This window comes from Klebsiella sp. K-Nf6, assembly GCF_002806655.1.
Lineage (GTDB): Bacteria > Pseudomonadota > Gammaproteobacteria > Enterobacterales > Enterobacteriaceae > Klebsiella > Klebsiella variicola.
This window is the reverse complement of record NZ_PIBN01000001.1, coordinates 574849-592007: the sequence shown is the minus strand read 5'-3', so window position 1 is coordinate 592007 and position 17159 is coordinate 574849. Positions and strand designations below refer to the sequence as shown.

16 protein-coding genes and 1 other RNA gene are annotated in these 17159 nt (G+C 58.3%); 9 read left to right on the top strand and 8 right to left on the bottom strand.

What is annotated here, in order from left to right; translation table 11 throughout:
* The first annotated feature begins 4 nt into the window (after nucleotides 1-4).
* Entirely contained in the window at nucleotides 5-991 is a 987-nt protein-coding gene (gene btuC, locus CWM61_RS02940; RefSeq protein ID WP_100630677.1) for a vitamin B12 ABC transporter permease BtuC, read from the top strand.
* Nucleotides 992-1027: 36 nt separating this feature from the next.
* On the opposite strand, the gene CWM61_RS02935 is transcribed toward btuC, so the two are convergent.
* The gene (locus CWM61_RS02935) at nucleotides 1028-1828 is read right to left on the bottom strand and encodes a MetQ/NlpA family ABC transporter substrate-binding protein (protein WP_061154230.1); all 801 of its coding nucleotides are present in this window, start codon (nucleotides 1826-1828) and stop codon (nucleotides 1028-1030) included.
* Between the two features lie 236 nt (nucleotides 1829-2064).
* On the opposite strand from CWM61_RS02935, the gene CWM61_RS02930 reads away from it, so the two are divergent.
* The 4 genes from CWM61_RS02930 to selO all read left to right on the top strand — a co-directional run bounded on the left by CWM61_RS02930 (nucleotide 2065) and on the right by selO (nucleotide 5466).
* Entirely contained in the window at nucleotides 2065-2616 is a 552-nt protein-coding gene (locus CWM61_RS02930; protein WP_074385548.1) for a glutathione peroxidase, read from the top strand.
* Nucleotides 2616-3365 carry a vitamin B12 ABC transporter ATP-binding protein BtuD gene (btuD, locus tag CWM61_RS02925; protein WP_100630676.1) on the top strand — a complete coding sequence of 250 codons (750 nt, stop codon included), beginning with the start codon at nucleotides 2616-2618 and terminating at the stop codon, nucleotides 3363-3365. The genes CWM61_RS02930 and btuD overlap by 1 nt, the downstream gene beginning before the upstream one ends.
* Nucleotides 3366-3446: 81 nt before the next feature.
* Complete coding sequence (locus CWM61_RS02920; RefSeq protein WP_100630675.1) at nucleotides 3447-3911, top strand: NlpC/P60 family protein; 465 nt, start codon at nucleotides 3447-3449, stop codon at nucleotides 3909-3911.
* A 112-nt stretch (nucleotides 3912-4023) separates the two neighbouring features.
* Nucleotides 4024-5466 (top strand): protein adenylyltransferase SelO, encoded by a 1443-nt coding sequence (gene selO / locus CWM61_RS02915; RefSeq protein ID WP_100630674.1) that lies wholly within the window; start codon nucleotides 4024-4026, stop codon nucleotides 5464-5466.
* Between the two features lie 29 nt (nucleotides 5467-5495).
* On the opposite strand, the gene hemP is transcribed toward selO, so the two are convergent.
* The 4 genes from hemP to CWM61_RS28995 all read right to left on the bottom strand — a co-directional run bounded on the left by hemP (nucleotide 5496) and on the right by CWM61_RS28995 (nucleotide 8128).
* Nucleotides 5496-5675, bottom strand: a complete 180-nt coding sequence (gene hemP, locus CWM61_RS02910) for a hemin uptake protein HemP (RefSeq protein ID WP_023290103.1) — start codon at nucleotides 5673-5675, stop codon at nucleotides 5496-5498.
* A 155-nt stretch (nucleotides 5676-5830) separates the two neighbouring features.
* Entirely contained in the window at nucleotides 5831-6877 is a 1047-nt protein-coding gene (aroH, locus tag CWM61_RS02905; RefSeq protein WP_061156355.1) for a 3-deoxy-7-phosphoheptulonate synthase AroH, read from the bottom strand.
* A 153-nt stretch (nucleotides 6878-7030) separates the two neighbouring features.
* Entirely contained in the window at nucleotides 7031-7864 is an 834-nt protein-coding gene (locus CWM61_RS02900) for a pyruvate, water dikinase regulatory protein (protein ID WP_002909061.1), read from the bottom strand.
* 144 nt (nucleotides 7865-8008) lie between these two features.
* Nucleotides 8009-8128, bottom strand: coding sequence for a hypothetical protein (locus CWM61_RS28995; RefSeq protein ID WP_165785233.1), 120 nt, complete (start codon nucleotides 8126-8128; stop codon nucleotides 8009-8011).
* A gap of 75 nt (nucleotides 8129-8203) precedes the next feature.
* Between CWM61_RS28995 and ppsA the strand changes: the two genes are divergently transcribed.
* The gene (ppsA, locus tag CWM61_RS02895; protein WP_008804447.1) at nucleotides 8204-10582 is read left to right on the top strand and encodes a phosphoenolpyruvate synthase; all 2379 of its coding nucleotides are present in this window, start codon (nucleotides 8204-8206) and stop codon (nucleotides 10580-10582) included.
* A gap of 88 nt (nucleotides 10583-10670) precedes the next feature.
* Here the strand turns inward: ppsA and rprA are convergent.
* An RNA gene (gene rprA / locus CWM61_RS02890) (antisense sRNA RprA) lies at nucleotides 10671-10778 on the bottom strand.
* 189 nt (nucleotides 10779-10967) lie between these two features.
* Nucleotides 10968-12080 carry an AI-2E family transporter YdiK gene (ydiK, locus tag CWM61_RS02885; protein ID WP_100630673.1) on the bottom strand — a complete coding sequence of 371 codons (1113 nt, stop codon included), beginning with the start codon at nucleotides 12078-12080 and terminating at the stop codon, nucleotides 10968-10970.
* Between the two features lie 218 nt (nucleotides 12081-12298).
* Between ydiK and CWM61_RS02880 the strand changes: the two genes are divergently transcribed.
* The 3 genes from CWM61_RS02880 (at nucleotide 12299) to CWM61_RS02870 (ending at nucleotide 16214) form a co-directional block, all read left to right on the top strand.
* Nucleotides 12299-15355, top strand: a complete 3057-nt coding sequence (locus CWM61_RS02880; RefSeq protein ID WP_100630672.1) for an FAD-binding and (Fe-S)-binding domain-containing protein — start codon at nucleotides 12299-12301, stop codon at nucleotides 15353-15355.
* On the top strand, nucleotides 15352-15762 hold the full coding sequence (gene menI, locus CWM61_RS02875) for a 1,4-dihydroxy-2-naphthoyl-CoA hydrolase (RefSeq protein WP_023290099.1): 411 nt from the start codon (nucleotides 15352-15354) through the stop codon (nucleotides 15760-15762). The genes CWM61_RS02880 and menI overlap by 4 nt, the downstream gene beginning before the upstream one ends.
* A gap of 203 nt (nucleotides 15763-15965) precedes the next feature.
* Nucleotides 15966-16214, top strand: coding sequence for a GlsB/YeaQ/YmgE family stress response membrane protein (locus CWM61_RS02870; protein WP_002909014.1), 249 nt, complete (start codon nucleotides 15966-15968; stop codon nucleotides 16212-16214).
* A 96-nt stretch (nucleotides 16215-16310) separates the two neighbouring features.
* Here the strand turns inward: CWM61_RS02870 and CWM61_RS02865 are convergent, their stop codons facing one another.
* Nucleotides 16311-16631 carry a hypothetical protein gene (locus CWM61_RS02865; protein ID WP_061154234.1) on the bottom strand — a complete coding sequence of 107 codons (321 nt, stop codon included), beginning with the start codon at nucleotides 16629-16631 and terminating at the stop codon, nucleotides 16311-16313.
* Nucleotides 16632-17159: the final 528 nt, after the last annotated feature.

Below are 17159 nucleotides of genomic sequence, written 5' to 3'. Positions count from 1 at the left end.
ATCTATGCTGACTCTCGCCCATCTTCAACAGCGCCGCAGCCGGCGTTGGCTCTTCGGATTAACGCTGTTGCTCCTGGTCACCCTGCTGGTCAGCCTGTGCGCGGGCGATCAATGGATCCCGCCTGGAGAATGGCTGAGCGCGAAAGGCCAGTTGTTCATCTGGCAGATCCGCCTGCCGCGAACTCTGGCGGTGGTGCTGGTGGGGGCGGCGCTGGCGCTCTCCGGGGCGATTATGCAGGCACTGTTTGAAAATCCGCTGGCGGAGCCGGGTCTGCTGGGCGTCTCCAACGGGGCGGGCGTTGGGCTGATTGCCGCCGTCCTGCTGGGGAAAGGGGTCTTGCCCGGCTGGGCGCTCGGCCTGTGCGCGATCCTCGGCGCGCTGCTGATCACCTTTATTCTGCTACGTTTTGCCCGCCGCCATCTGTCTACCAGTCGTCTGCTGCTGGCGGGGGTGGCGCTGGGGATCATCTGCAGCGCCCTGATGACCTGGGCGGTCTACTTCTCCACCTCTTTTGACCTGCGTCAGCTGATGTACTGGATGATGGGCGGGTTTGGCGGCGTCGACTGGCAGCAGTTGTGGCTGATGATAGCCCTCCTGCCGGTGCTCTGCTGGGTCTGTCTGCAGTCGCAACCCCTGAATTTACTGGCGCTGGGCGAGGTCTCCGCTCGTCAGCTCGGGCTGCCGCTGTGGCTATGGCGCAAGCTGCTGGTGGTGGCGACCGGATGGTTGGTCGGCGTTAGCGTGGCGCTGGCGGGGGCAATTGGCTTTATCGGCCTGGTGATCCCGCACATTCTGCGATTATGCGGCTTAAGCGATCACCGGGTGTTGCTCCCGGCCTGTATGCTGGCGGGGGCGAGCGCCTTGCTGGGGGCGGATATCATTGCCCGACTGGCGCTTTCCGCCGCAGAGCTGCCGATTGGCGTGGTGACGGCGACGCTGGGCGCGCCTGTATTTATCTGGTTGCTGCTGCGTTCGCGGGTGCGAGGATAGCGCGGCGCCGTCGGCAGGGACGGCGCCGGTTCAGGCTTACCAGCCTTTAATCGCGTCGCCTTTGTAGACTTCCTTCGCTTTTTCCGCGACTTCGCTGGTCTGGAAGGCGGCCTTCAGCTCCTGAATTTTCTTGCTGTCCTTATTATCCTCGCGGGCGACAATCGCATTCACGTAAGGGGAATCCGGCCCCTCCATAAACAGACCGTCGCGGGCGGCCGACAGGCCCGCCTGAGCGGAGAAGTTGGTGTTAATAATTGACAGGCTGACGTTCGGATCATCAAGGGTACGGGTCAGCTGCGGGGTATCCACTTCAACAATTTTCAGCTGTTTCGGGTTGTCGATGATATCCAGCGTGGTGGGTAAATAGCCGACGCCCGGTTTCAGCTTGAGTAACCCCTGCGCCTGGAGCAGCAGCAGGCTGCGGCCCAGGGTAGTGGTTTCATTAGAAATGGTCACCGTCGCCCCATCGGGCAGTTCGCTGATGTTTTTGATCCGGTGAGAATAGGCGGCGATAGGGAAGACAAAGGTTTTACCGACCACCGCAAATTTATAGCCGCGCTCTTTCGACTGCGCCTCAAGGTACGGCAGGGTCTGGAAGGCGTTGGCATCCACATCTTTGTTGTTCAGCGCTTCGTTGGGCAGCACATAATCATTGAAGGAGACTACTTCGACGTCAAGATGATATTTATCCTTCGCCACCTGCTCCACCACTTTCCAGATGGCTTCGTCCGGCCCGGTATTGATAGCGACTTTCACTTTATTATCTTCATCCGGAGAGCAAGCGCTCAGCAGAGCGACAGAGGTGGCGATTAACGCCAGACTAAACAACTTCTTCATCAATAAAACTCTCTTAAATTAACAAGTAACGAAACCATATTACATTACCGGGATACTGTACACGGAAATGGTCGACTGCCCAATTGAGAGGATTTCATGTTGCCGGCGGCCAGCGAAGCGCTGTTACATCATGCGACAACTCGGGGGGATTGGCAGTAGAATGGCGGCCGCTGAATCCGCTACAGTAGATAGGGATCACCTTCACCGGAAACCGGTTTATCCATTGAGGACAGGCTATGCAACATGACATTCTGAATACCGAAGTGACGACCATTGATGGCGAGAAAACCACCCTGGCATCCTTTGCCGGCAAGGTGCTGTTGATCGTCAATGTGGCCTCGAAATGCGGCCTGACGCCGCAGTATGAGCAACTGGAGGATCTGCAAAAGCAGTTTGCCGGCGAGGGCTTTAGCGTACTGGGGTTCCCCTGCAACCAGTTCCTCGGCCAGGAGCCGGGCAGTGAAGAAGAGATTAAGACCTTCTGCAGCACCACCTACGGCGTCACCTTCCCGCTGTTCAGCAAAATTGACGTCAACGGTGAACATCGCGCACCGCTGTATCAAAAACTGATTGCCGCCGCGCCGAAAGCGGTGGCCCCGGAAGGCAGCGGTTTTTATGAGCGGATGGCCAGCAAAGGCCGGGCGCCGCTGTATGTGGACGACATTCTGTGGAATTTCGAAAAATTCCTCGTCGATCGCCAGGGCAACGTCATTCAGCGCTTCTCTCCGGATATGACGCCGGACGATCCGCAGCTGGTGGCGGCGATTAAAGGAGCGCTGGCGAAATAATGGCGTTTCTGATGCAGCTACAGGATGTAGAAGCGGCGGGGCGTCTGGCCCCGTTCTCTGCGGCTTTTCGCGCCGGGGAGATTGTCCACCTGGTGGGGCCGAACGGCGCAGGGAAGAGCACGCTGCTGACCCGCATGGCGGGGCTGTCCGACGGCCCCGGCACGGTTCATTTTAACGGCCGGCGGCTTGACGAGTGGCCGGCGACGGAGCTGGCGCGCCGTCGCGGATATCTGTGCCAACACCAGACCCCGCCGTTCGCCATGCCGGTGTGGCACTACCTGGCGCTGCATATGCAGCAGCAGGGCGATAGCGCCCGTCTGAGCGATATCGCGGCCAGGCTTGGTCTGGACAATAAGCTGGGCCGTCAGGTCAATCAGCTTTCGGGCGGTGAGTGGCAGCGCGTGCGGCTGGCGGCAGTCATCCTGCAGATCGATCCCTTGAGTCATCCCGCGGGTCAACTGCTGCTGCTGGATGAGCCGATGAACAGTCTGGATGTGGCTCAGCAGGCGGCGCTGGATCGGCTGTTACGTGAGCTGAGCGCGGCGGGTATTGCGGTGGTGATGAGCAGCCACGATCTCAACCATACCCTGCGCCATGCCGGACAAAGCTGGCTGCTCTGCCAGGGCGAAGCCATCGCCTGCGGAGAGACCGCCGAGGTGCTGAATGAGGAAAATTTAACCGCTGCCTATGCGATCCCGTTCCAGCGCGTGGAGGTGGCCGGTCATATTATGCTCATCGCGTCACAGTAGCACGCAGTCACCTTGTCAGTGTATTGATAAACAAGCTAAATTATTGCGATAAAGAGACTAGGGACAGAGGGATCATCTGAAATGCGCTTCTGGTTCATGTTGGCGGCGGCGTTAATTTTAGCCGGCTGCAGCAGCCATCGGGCACCGCCGCCGAATCCTCGGCTGGCTGACTCCATTACGGTGGTGGCGAATCTGAACGAGCAGCTGCGCAGCTGGCGTGGCGCGCCGTATCGCTACGGCGGCATGACGCCGCGCGGCGTTGACTGCTCCGGCTTCGTGGTGCGCACGTTTCGCGATAAATTTGCCCTCCAGCTGCCGCGTGAAACCCGCGAGCAGGCGGAAGTCGGCACCCGCATCGATAAGCGCGATCTGCTGCCCGGCGATCTGGTGTTCTTCAAAACCGGCTCAGGGGAGAGCGGCTTACACGTTGGCATTTACGATACCGACAACCAGTTTATTCATGCCTCCACCAGCCAGGGCGTCACCCGTTCCTCGCTGGATAACGTCTATTGGAACAAAAAGTTCTGGCAGGCGCGGCGTATCTGACGTCATTCAGAAGCAAGAGGGAAGTGAGGCTTCCCTTTTTTCTGCCGATAACCCTGCACTCCGCCTGTGTTAATCCGCTGTTCGAGGCACTACACTGAAGGAAGGAGGAACCATGACCCTTTCTTTTACCACCCACTGGCGGGATGAACTGCCGGATTTTTACACTTCCCTGTCACCGACGCCGCTGGATAACGCCCGACTCATCTGGCGCAACGCCCCACTGGCGCAACAGCTGGGGGTGCCCGACGCCCTGTTTGCGCCTGAAAGTGGGGCCGGCGTCTGGGGCGGCGAAGCGCTGCTTCCGGGCATGTCGCCGCTGGCGCAGGTTTACAGCGGCCATCAGTTTGGCGCCTGGGCTGGCCAGCTGGGCGACGGACGCGGGATCCTGCTCGGCGAGCAGCAGCTGGCGGATGGCCGCCGTTACGACTGGCATCTGAAAGGCGCCGGCCTGACTCCTTATTCGCGGATGGGGGACGGCCGCGCTGTGCTGCGCTCGACGATCCGGGAAAGTCTGGCGTCAGAGGCGATGCACGCGCTGGGGATCCCGACGACGCGCGCCCTGGCGATGGTGACCAGCGATACGCCGGTCTACCGCGAGCGCGTGGAGGCTGGCGCGATGTTGATGCGGGTGGCAGAGAGCCATGTCCGCTTCGGCCATTTCGAACATTTTTACTATCGCCGTGAGCCGCAGAAGGTCCAGCAATTGGCCGACTATGTCATTCGCCACCACTGGCCGCAGCTGCAGGATGAGGCAGACAAGTATCTGTTATGGTTCCGTGACGTTGTCACGCGTACCGCGCAGACCATCGCCAGCTGGCAAACCGTGGGCTTTGCCCATGGGGTAATGAATACCGACAATATGTCAATTCTCGGTCTGACCATCGACTACGGCCCGTATGGCTTCCTTGACGATTTTCAGCCGGACTTCATCTGCAACCACTCGGATTACCAGGGGCGCTACAGTTTTGAAAACCAGCCGGCGGTAGGACTGTGGAATCTGCAGCGTCTGGCCCAGTCGCTGTCGCCGTTTATCAGCGCCGAAGCGCTGAACGCGGCGCTGGATGATTATCAGCACGCCTTGCTGACTACTTATGGCCAGCGGATGCGCGATAAACTCGGCCTGTTCAGCCAGCAGAAAGGGGATAACGACCTGCTGGACGGGCTGTTTGCCCTGATGATCCGTGAGAAGAGCGACTATACCCGAACGTTCCGCCTGCTGAGCCACAGCGAACAGCTCAGCGCCGCCTCGCCGCTGCGCGACGAGTTTATCGATCGGGGGGCTTTTGACAGCTGGTTTGCCGGGTATCGTGCGCGCCTGCGTGATGAACAGGTGGATGACGCGCAGCGCCAGCAGCGGATGCATGGCGTTAATCCGGCGCTGGTGTTACGCAACTGGCTGGCGCAGCGGGCGATAGAGCAGGCCGAGGCGGGCGATATGGGCGAGCTGGAGCGCCTGCATGCCGCGCTGGCTGACCCCTTTACCGATCGCGAGGACGACTACGTCCGCCGCCCACCGGACTGGGGGAAACGTCTGGAAGTCAGCTGCTCGAGCTAACTCGCCTCGCCCCGCGCTCAGCGGGGCGCTTATTTGGTCAGAATTAACTTCCCGGCATGGGTCTGGCGCAGCAGATAGCGCTGGCCGCCATGTTCAATGACTACCCGTCCTTCGCTACCTAACAGCACCCGACTGCTAATCTGCCTGTCCGTCGCCACGGGATAAGGGGCATTGTCTTTTGGTTTTTCAGCTGTGGCAGTGTTATCCATACGCGTCATAGCTCTCAAAATAAAAATCAAAGCAACAATGATAATCATTATCAATAATGTTGTTTTTGACGGCAAGCGTTATTTATCGTGTTACCGGATTTGGTAGGGGAGTCACCGAAGGAAATTGCCCGCCGCAGGCGCGACGGGCGGAGCGGTTACAGACGGGTAGCGGTGGCGGCGGCCAGCTCGCTCAATAACCTTTCGCTGTCATCCCAGCTCAGGCAGGGGTCGGTGATCGACTGGCCCCAGGTCAGCGGCTGGCCGGGAACCACTTTCTGGGTGCCTTCCTGCAGGAAGCTCTCTGCCATAATCCCGGCGATGGCGGTGGAGCCGGCGCGAATTTGCTGACAGATATCGGCGCACACCTCCAGCTGACGGCGGTGCTGCTTCTGGCAGTTACCATGGCTGAAGTCGACGACCAACTGTTCCGGCAGATCGAATTCACGCAGCGCCTCGCCGGCGGCAGCAATATCCTCGGCGTGATAGTTTGGCTGTTTGCCGCCGCGCATAATGATATGCCCGTACGGGTTGCCGCTGGTCTGGTAAATCGTCATCTGCCCCTGCTTGTCCGGGGAGAGGAACATATGGCTGGCGCGGGAAGCGCGGATGGCGTCCACCGCGATGCGCGTATTGCCATCGGTGCCGTTTTTAAACCCGACCGGGCAGGAGAGCGCTGAGGCCATCTCACGGTGGATCTGGCTTTCGGTGGTGCGCGCCCCGATGGCACCCCAGCTGATGAGATCGGCGATAAACTGACCGGTCACCATATCGAGAAACTCGGTGGCCGTCGGTACCCCCAGCTCATTAACCTGCAGCAGCAGGCGCCGCGCCAGCTCAATTCCGTGGTTGACCCGGTAGCTGCCGTTGAGATCCGGATCGGAGATTAAGCCTTTCCAGCCCACCACGGTACGCGGTTTTTCAAAATAGGTGCGCATCACGATCTCCAGCTGCGGCTGGTAGCGCTCGCGCATGCCCTGCAGGCGGCGGGCATATTCCATCGCCGCGTCGGTATCGTGAATGGAGCAGGGGCCGATAATCACCAGCAGGCGGCGGTCTTCGCCGTTGAGGATTTTTTCAATTCGGCGGCGGGAGGCCGAGACGTGGGCGGCCACGTCGGCCGTGACGGGATGGCGCTGGGCCAGTTCCGCGGGCGTTACCAGGCTTTCAATGCGCGCGGTACGCAATTCGTCTGTTTTATTCATTGGGGTCTCAAAATCTGTTTCTTCCGCGGCGAAAATGCCGGGAAGTGATGCGCATCACGATAAACCAATCCCTGCTTATTGCAAGAGCAGGGCATGATCCTGTATAGGCCACGGGTGATAGCATAAACAAATTTTTAATAATGTACTAGTGTGTTAGTACATTCTGCGATTCAACCCCATGATGTCCATGATTTTTGTCGCAATTTCCTCAACAGAATAATTGGTACTGTTCAGGCACGGGATTTTATTTTTGCGATACAGGGCCTCCACTTCGGTCACCTCCATCCGACACTGACGCAGAGAGGCGTAGCGGCTGTTCTCCCGACGCTCTTCGCGGATCGCCGCCAGCCGTTCGGGGTTGATGGTCAGGCCGAACATCTTATGCTGCAGGGGTTTCAGCGACGCCGGCAGCACCAGATTGTCCATATCGTCGGCGATAAACGGATAGTTGGCGGCGCGAATGCCGTACTGCATGGCGAGGTACAGACTGGTGGGCGTCTTGCCGCAGCGCGACACGCCGAGAAGGATCACCTGGGCCTGATCGAGGTTACGCAGGGAGATGCCATCGTCGTGGGCGAGGGTGTAATCGATGGCGGCGATACGCGCATCATATTTAATCAGGTTGCCGGGGTTGAGGCCATGAGTACGGTGCGCCACTGGCGTCGGGTCGAGGTTGAGCTCCTGCTGCAGCGGGGCCACCAGCGCCTGCACGATGTCCTGACAAAAACCTTCGCTTTGCAGGATAATGTCGCGGATTTCCGGGATGACGATGGAATAGAACACCAGCGGACGAATGCCCGTTTGCTGATAGATGGCGTCGATCTGCTCCTTCACCGCCCGCGCGCGGCTGATGTTTTCGACAAACGGCAGAGTCACGCTGCTGATGGCGACCGGGAATTGCGACATCACGGCATGCCCCAGCACTTCTGCCGTAATGGCGGTACCGTCAGAAATATAAAATACGTGGCGATCTACAGCACTTTCCATTTTGACCATCCGGTATAATGAGTTTAATTGCCTGAATACGGATATTAAATTTAAGCATATCCCTGTTTGATTTGTCTCTTGTTAAAATTGAAACGCTATTTTTGTTTTTTATGAAAAGGGTGGTTCATTTTCTTTTTTTTGCCGTTATTTCCAGCGTTTTTCGTCATAATTCCTAAAAATCATTAAGTTAACTATATCGGGGGAACAGTCCGAAAATTGAAAAAATAATTTGCTTGAACGATTCACCGTTTTTTTCAGCCCCATAAATATGTCAGGATAATCCTGCAGTCGATCGTGAAATTTTTTTCACTGGTATTAAATCACAAAAGGATTGTCTCGATGTCCAACAATGGCTCGTCACCGCTGGTGCTTTGGTATAACCAACTCGGCATGAATGATGTAGACAGAGTTGGGGGCAAAAATGCCTCCCTTGGTGAAATGATTACAAACCTGTCCGGTATGGGTGTCTCCGTGCCTAACGGGTTTGCCACCACCGCTGATGCTTTTGATCAGTTCCTGGACCAAAGCGGTGTTAACCAGCGCATTTATGCACTGCTGGATGAAACCGACATTGACGACGTTTCCGCATTAGCGAAAGCGGGCGCGCAGATCCGTCAGTGGATCATCGACACCCCTTTCCAGAGCGAACTGGAAAACGCGATTCGCGATGCTTATGACCTGCTGTCCGCCGATGACGCCGAGGCTTCATTTGCCGTGCGCTCTTCCGCCACTGCGGAAGATATGCCGGACGCCTCCTTCGCCGGGCAGCAAGAGACATTCCTCAACGTGCAGGGCTTTGACGCCGTGCTCGTTGCCGTGAAGCACGTGTTTGCCTCACTGTTTAACGATCGCGCGATCTCCTATCGCGTGCATCAGGGTTACGATCACCGCGGCGTGGCGCTTTCCGCCGGGGTGCAGAGGATGGTCCGTTCCGATCTGGCCTCCTCCGGCGTCATGTTCTCTATCGATACCGAGTCCGGCTTTGACCAGGTGGTGTTTATCACCTCGGCGTGGGGCCTCGGCGAGATGGTAGTGCAGGGCGCGGTGAACCCGGACGAATTCTACGTCCACAAGCCGACGCTGGCCGCTGGCCGCCCGGCTATCGTGCGCCGCACCATGGGGTCGAAAAAGATCCGCATGGTTTACGCGCCGACCCAGGAGCACGGCAAGCAGGTGCGTATCGAAGATGTGCCGCAGGCGCAGCGCGATGTTTTCTCGTTAACCAACGAGGAAGTCGAAGAGCTGGCGAAGCAGGCGGTGCAGATCGAGAAGCACTACGGTCGTCCGATGGATATCGAGTGGGCGAAAGATGGCCACACCGGTAAGCTGTTTATCGTCCAGGCGCGTCCGGAAACTGTGCGTTCCCGCGGCCAGGTGATGGAGCGTTATACCCTGCACGCTCAGGGGCAGATCATCGCCGAAGGGCGCGCCATCGGCCACCGTATCGGCGCCGGCCCGGTGAAGGTGATCCACGATATCAGCGAGATGAACCGCATTGAGCCAGGCGACGTGCTGGTTACCGACATGACCGACCCGGACTGGGAACCGATCATGAAGAAAGCCTCGGCGATCGTCACCAACCGCGGCGGACGTACCTGCCACGCGGCGATTATCGCCCGTGAGCTGGGGATCCCGGCGGTGGTCGGCTGCGGCGATGCCACCGATCGCATTCAGGAAAACCAGAACGTGACCGTCTCCTGCGCCGAAGGCGACACCGGCTATGTTTACGCTGAGCTGCTGGACTTCAGCGTCAAGAGCTCCAGCGTCGGCGAGATGCCGGATCTGCCGCTGAAGGTGATGATGAACGTCGGCAACCCGGATCGTGCGTTTGACTTCGCCTGCCTGCCGAACGAAGGCGTGGGTCTGGCGCGGCTGGAATTTATCATCAACCGCATGATTGGCGTTCACCCACGCGCGCTGCTGGAGTTTGACGACCAGGAGCCGGGCCTGCAGAATGAAATCCGCGAGCTGATGAAAGGCTACGATTCGCCGAGAGAGTTCTACGTCGGCCGTCTGACCGAAGGGATCGCTACCCTTGGCGCCGCCTTCTACCCGAAACGGGTGATTGTGCGTCTTTCGGACTTTAAATCTAACGAATACGCCAACCTGGTGGGCGGCGAGCGTTATGAGCCGGAAGAAGAGAACCCGATGCTCGGCTTCCGCGGCGCCGGACGCTACGTTTCCGAAAGCTTCCGCGATTGCTTCGCGCTGGAGTGTGAAGCGATGAAGCGCGTGCGTAACGACATGGGGCTGACCAACGTCGAAGTGATGGTGCCGTTTGTGCGTACCGTCGCCCAGGCGAAAGCGGTGGTCGAAGAGCTGGAGCGTCAGGGGCTGAAGCGCGGCGAGAACGGGCTGAAGATCATCATGATGTGCGAGATCCCGTCGAACGCCTTGCTGGCCGAGCAGTTCCTCGAGTACTTCGACGGCTTCTCCATCGGCTCGAACGACATGACCCAGCTGGCGCTCGGTCTGGACCGCGACTCCGGCGTGGTCTCTGAGCTGTTCGATGAACGCAACGACGCGGTGAAAGCCCTGCTGTCGATGGCGATCCGCGCAGCGAAAAAACAGGGCAAATACGTCGGCATCTGCGGCCAGGGGCCATCTGACCATGAAGATTTTGCCGCCTGGCTGATGGAGGAGGGGATCGACAGCCTGTCCCTGAACCCGGATACCGTGGTGCAAACCTGGTTAGGTCTGGCGGAACTGAAAAAATAAGTTCGCCCTGACAGCACCGATCCCCGGCAGCGATGCCGGGGATTTTTTTTTTGCCTGTTTCAGGCTGTCCGCTGTCGCGATGCGCAGGACAAAAAAAAGCCCATCGTGGGAGATGGGCAAAGACTACACACAGCAATTCGTTGTTTCACTCAGGGGATTTCCATGCTTATAAATCAAGGTGTTGATTTATAACCGTGAGCTAATAGTAGGCAGCGGGGCCTTTGCCGTCGATCAGATTCCTCTCAATAGTTAAATTGTTGTGAAGGACCGGGGTAGGAAGGCGAGGGGAATGGCGCTCAGGGCCAGCGCGGTGGCGGCGATCAATAAATTTTGCTTAACAATATGTGGGCAAAAAAACAGGCGGGTCTCCCCGCCTGCCAGGGCATTACTTGCGACCGGCCTCCAGCTCGCTGAGCTCTTCGAGGACGACGTCAGGGTCTTTCGGCGGCGGCGGCACTTCGTGTACCCAGGCGTCATACAGACGCCAGGAGACGGCCAGCAGCACCGGGCCGATAAACAACCCGATCATGCCGAAGGCGATCAGTCCGCCAATGACGCCGGTGAGGATGAGGATCATCGGCAGGTCGGCACCCATACGGATAAGCACCGGACGGATCACGTTGTCCATGGTGCCGACCACGCAGCCCCATACCAGCAGTACGGTGCCCCAGGTGGTGTCCCCGCTCCAGTAAAGCCAGATTATCGACGGCACCAGAACCAGCAAAGGGCCGAGCTGGACCAGACAGGTAAAGATCATCACCACGGTCAGCAGGGCGGCGTAGGGCACGCCGGAGATGGCAAGACCAATCCCACCCAGCACCGCCTGAGTGAGGGCCGTCACCACCACACCCAGCGCCACGGCGCGTACGGCCTGGCCGGCCAGCAGCACCGCGGCATCGCCGCGTTTGGCCGCGAGGCGTGTAGCGAAATAGCGGAAACCGTAGGCCACCTGCTCGCCGCGCCAGTAGAGCAGCGCGCTGAACAATAGCATCAGACCGCAGTAGACCAGCAGCTTGCCGATGTGCGCCGCCTGACCGACGAACCAGCTGGTGGTGGTGCCAATATACGGGCGAACCTTGGCCATAATCGCCGAGCCGCCCATATCCAGCAGGCCGTGCCAGGCGGAGTACAGCTTATCGCCGACCAGCGGCACGCTGTTCAGCCAGGCGAAATCCGGCAGCGTCACATTTCCACTGCTGATAAGTTTGATCAGCGGGACGCTGTTATCCACCAGGCTGTTGACCAGCAGAGCGATAGGAATAACGAATAACAAAAACAGCAGCAGGGTCATCGCCAGCACCGCCAGCATCCGTTTGCCAAACAGCACGCGCTGCAGACGCAGCAGCACCGGCCAGGTGGCGATCACCACCGTACCGGCCCAGGCGAAGGACAGAATAAACGGCTGCACAACCCACAGGCAGGATATGATAATCAGGGCCAGGAACAGCACCGACAGCAGTATTTGCGGAATGTCCCGAGGCTGATGGGGGTTTATCATAGAGAAATTTTACCTTTCCAGTCGCGCCAAAAAGCTGGCGCCGCGTAAATCCATGTACTGATAATAATATCAATAATATTGCCGGGCTGATTTTGCACAGAAAACACGTGGGCGCATATGAAAAAAATGTGATAAAAAGTTGAATGCGCTACGCAAACGTTTAGTTAGCACCAACACAATATTTTCAAACACAACATAGTCAGGCAGGGTCAAGTGTGATGATCCCACAAATTTCTCAGGCACCAGGGGTAGTTCAGCTGGTGCTGAATTTTTTGCAGGTACTGGAGCAACAGGGTTTTACCGGCGATACCGCCACCAGCTATGCCGACAGGCTGACGATGGCCACCGACAACAGCGTCTATCAGCTGCTGCCGGATGCGGTGCTTTTTCCGCGTTCTACGGCGGACGTGGCCTTGCTGGCGCGCGTCGCCGCCGAACCGCGCTTTACATCGCTGGTCTTCACGCCGCGCGGCGGCGGCACTGGCACCAACGGTCAGGCGCTGAACGGCGGGATTATTGTCGATATGTCCCGCTATATGAATCGCATCATTGAGATTAACCCCGAAGAGGGCTGGGTGCGCGTTGAAGCCGGGGTCATCAAAGATCAGCTGAACCAGTTTCTTAAACCCTATGGTTACTTCTTTGCACCTGAGCTTTCCACCAGCAACCGCGCCACGCTGGGCGGGATGATAAACACCGACGCGTCCGGACAGGGATCGCTGGTGTACGGTAAAACCTCGGATCACGTGCTCGGTCTGCGAGCGGTGCTGATGGGCGGCGATATCCTCGATACCCAGTCAGTGCCGGTGGCGCTGGCGGAGACGCTGGGCAACACCCCATCGACGATTGGCCGGATCTATAACACGGTCTACCAGCGCTGCAAGACGCAGCGTGAACTGATCATTGATAAGTTTCCTAAACTTAACCGCTTCCTCACCGGGTACGATCTGCGTCATGTTTTTAACGATGAGATGAGCGAGTTCGATCTGACCCGTATTTTAACCGGTTCGGAAGGCACGCTGGCGTTTATTACCGAAGCGCGGCTGGATATCACCCGCCTGCCGAAGGTGCGCCGCCTGGTCAACGTCAAATATGACTCCTTTGACTCTGCGCTGCGTAACGCGCCCTTTATGGTGCAGGCGAAAGCGCTGTCGGTGGAGACTGTCGACTCCAAGGTACTGAATCTGGCGCGCGAGGATATCGTCTGGCACTCGGTAAGCGAACTGATCACCGACGTGCCGGATAAAGAGATGCTCGGGCTCAATATCGTCGAGTTTGCCGGGGATGACGCTACGCTGATTGACCAGCAGGTCACCGCCCTGTGCCAGCGGCTGGATGAGCTGATGGCCGGCAGTGAGGCGGGCGTCATCGGCTGGCAGGTCTGTCACGATCTCGATGGCGTAGAGCGTATCTACGCCATGCGCAAGAAGGCCGTCGGTCTGTTGGGCAATGCCAAAGGCGCCGCCAAGCCTATTCCTTTCGCCGAGGACACCTGCGTGCCGCCCGAACATCTGGCGGATTACATCGTCGAGTTCCGCGCGCTGCTCGACAGCCACGGCCTGAGCTACGGCATGTTTGGTCACGTTGATGCCGGGGTGCTGCACGTGCGCCCGGCGCTGGACATGTGCGATCCGCAGCAGGAGGTGCTGATGAAGCAGATCTCTGACGACGTGGTGGCGCTGACGGCGAAGTATGGCGGCCTGCTGTGGGGCGAACATGGCAAAGGCTTCCGCGCGGAGTACAGTCCGGCCTTCTTTGGCGAGACGCTGTATGCCGAGCTGCGGAAGATCAAAGCGGTCTTCGATCCTGATAACCGCCTGAACCCAGGGAAAATCTGTCCTCCGGAAGGCGTCGACGCACCGATGATGAAAGTCGATGCGGTGAAGCGCGGCACCTGGGATCGGCAGATCCCCATCGCGGTGCGCAGCAACTGGCGCGGGGCGATGGAGTGTAATGGCAACGGGTTGTGCTTCAACTTTGACGTCAAGAGCCCGATGTGTCCGTCGATGAAAGTCAGCAACCAGCGCATCCACTCGCCGAAAGGGCGCGCGACGCTGGTGCGTGAATGGCTGCGCCTGCTGGCCGACCGCGGCGTCGATCCCAACCAGCTGGAGAAGGCGCTGCCGGAGCAGGGTGTCAGCCTGCGTTCGCTGGTGGCGCGCACGCGGAACAGCTGGCATGCGCGTAAAGGGGAATATGACTTCTCGCACGAGGTCAAAGAGGCGATGTCCGGCTGTCTGGCCTGTAAAGCCTGTTCGACCCAGTGCCCGATCAAAATCGATGTGCCCGAGTTCCGTTCGCGCTTCCTGCAGCTGTACCACAGCCGCTATCTGCGCCCGGTACGCGATCATCTGGTGGCGTCGGTCGAATCCTATGCGCCGCTGATGGCGCAGGCGCCGAAGACCTTTAACTTTTTTATTAACCAGCCGTGGCTGAAAAAGCTGTCGGAGAAGCACATTGGGATGGTCGATCTGCCGCTGCTCTCGGCGCCGTCGCTGAAGCAGCAGATGGCCGGCCACCGCTCCGCCAACATGACGCTTGAGCAGCTCGAAACGCTGAGCGGCGAGCAGAAAGCGAAGATGGTGCTGGTGGTACAGGATCCCTTCACCAGCTACTACGACGCCCAGGTGGTGGCCGACTTTATTCGCCTCGTCGAAGCGTTAGGCTATCAGCCGGTGCTGCTGCCGTTCTCTCCAAACGGCAAGGCGCAGCATATTAAAGGATTCCTCACCCGCTTCGCGCGCACCGCGCAGAAGACGGCGGACTTCCTCAATCGCGTGGCGCAGCTTGGCATGCCGCTGGTTGGCGTCGATCCGGCGCTGGTGCTCTGCTACCGCGATGAATATAAGCAAACACTCGGCGATAAGCGCGGCGATTTCCAGGTGCTGTTAGTGCATGAGTGGTTGCCGAAGGCGCTGACGACCGCCGCCCGTCCCGATCAGGGAGGCGAGCCCTGGTACCTGTTCGGCCACTGTACGGAAGTGACCGCGCTGCCGGCGGCGACAAAGCAATGGGCAGATATTTTTGCCCACTTTGGCGCGAAGCTGGAAAACGTCAGCGTCGGGTGTTGCGGGATGGCAGGGACCTATGGTCATGAAGTGAAAAACCATGCCAACTCGCTGGCCATTTACGCGCTCTCCTGGCAGCAGGCGATGCAGCGGCTGCCGCGTAACCGCTGTCTGGTGACGGGCTACTCCTGCCGCAGTCAGGTGAAGCGCATTGAAGGCAGCGGCGTTCGCCATCCGCTGCAGGCGTTACTGGAGATAATAGGATGATTTGGAAACGTCAGGCCACGCTGGAGCAGCTCAACCGGCTCGGTGAGGGAAATATGGTAGGGCTGCTCGATATTCGCTTTGAGACCTTTACCGACGATACGCTGGAGGCCACGATGCCGGTGGATGGCCGTACGCAGCAGCCGTTTGGCCTGCTGCACGGTGGGGCGTCGGTGGTGCTGGCGGAGACCCTGGGGTCGGTAGCGGGTTATCTGTGCAGCGAAGGCGAACAGAAGGTGGTGGGCCTGGAGGTTAACGCCAACCACATTCGTTCGGCGCGCGGGGGCCGGGTGCGGGGTGTCTGTAAAGCGTTGCACGTCGGGACTCGCCATCAGGTCTGGCAAATCGAAATCTTCGACGAACAGTCGCGATTGTGCTGTTCATCGCGGCTAACCACCGCAGTAATATAAGCCGTGACCGGGAGGCGAATAGCCTCCCTTTTTTCAGGGTAATAAGCGGAAACGGGTTTGTCAGGACCAGAGATTTTGTCACACGGACCACCCTGCAGCGGCAAGGAATTATCTAATAAATATATTATTGCCGATCCACTCTCGTTATATATGCTACTCTTTTCAATACTAAATGCTTAAAGGTAACAAGAGGACGGTTAACCATGGGTATTCTTTCCTGGATCATTTTTGGACTTATTGCCGGTATTTTAGCCAAGTGGATTATGCCGGGGAAAGACGGCGGCGGGTTTATTGTCACCGTTATTCTGGGGATCATCGGCGCCGTGGTCGGCGGCTGGATCAGTACCCTCTTTGGTTTTGGCAAAGTCGACGGGTTTAATTTCGGCAGCTTCGTGGTTGCGGTTATCGGTGCGCTGGTCGTGCTGTTTATCTACCGGAAAGTGCGTAGCTAATTCTCTGCCATTCTGTTTCATTCAAGTTAACAAAGCTGCCGCGATAAGCGGCAGCTTTTTTTATTGCAGCCCCAGGTCGGGCGACCCGCGCAAGGGCTATTGCCCGTCGGCATCCCCGGTAACGGGCACCACCTCAACATGAACTTCGTAGTGCTTCGCCGGGCTGGCTGGGATCAGCGCGGTCAGTTTGTTAATGGTTTCTGCCGGCGTATCGGTCGCTACCGTGGCCGAAAAGAGCACCGGTCTGTGCGGCGGAAGCTGCGGCGGGAACGGCGGCAGGGGGCCACGGCCCATCTCCAGCGGGGGGCGGGCTCCGTTATCAACGGCGGGCGCCGGGCCGTCGGTTTTATCGGCCGCAAAGGCGCTGGCGGCGGCAACCGCGGCGATAGCGAACAGGGCAGTCAAAGCTTTTTTCATCTGGTATTCCTCGATTAGCAAGTACCAAAAGAGTAGAGGGCGGCGGCAGGCGGGACAATCCCGTGCGACGCGAATCCTCTGAATCTCCTTTTTTCTTCGCGAATGTGAAGGTCAGATGAGAGCTTGTGTCATTGGGGAAGCATTTTAGTTCAGCAGTACGCTCATAATCAGCAGCACAGCCATGCACATCGACATAATACTGATATCAACAATCATTCTTTACGACAAAAGCTCCAGCAAACGGGTACGGCACGGCGGCGACGTCAAAGCACGTATTATAGTGGTTAAAGATTGTACCCTGGCATACATTCACTGGACAAATGATTATTCGCCAGACGTTGCCTGAGTTGCCCGCGCCTGACCATAGTGCCATGACCACGACTGGTTCCACACCTTGCAACCAGCGCTCAGCGGAGCAACATGAGGATGGCTCATGTTGCAATGAATTTAAGTCGCTTTCCCTCCAGCGCCGACTCTGGCAAAAATAGACTCATTAACGAATCAACAACATTTACCGGTTGAAGCGCG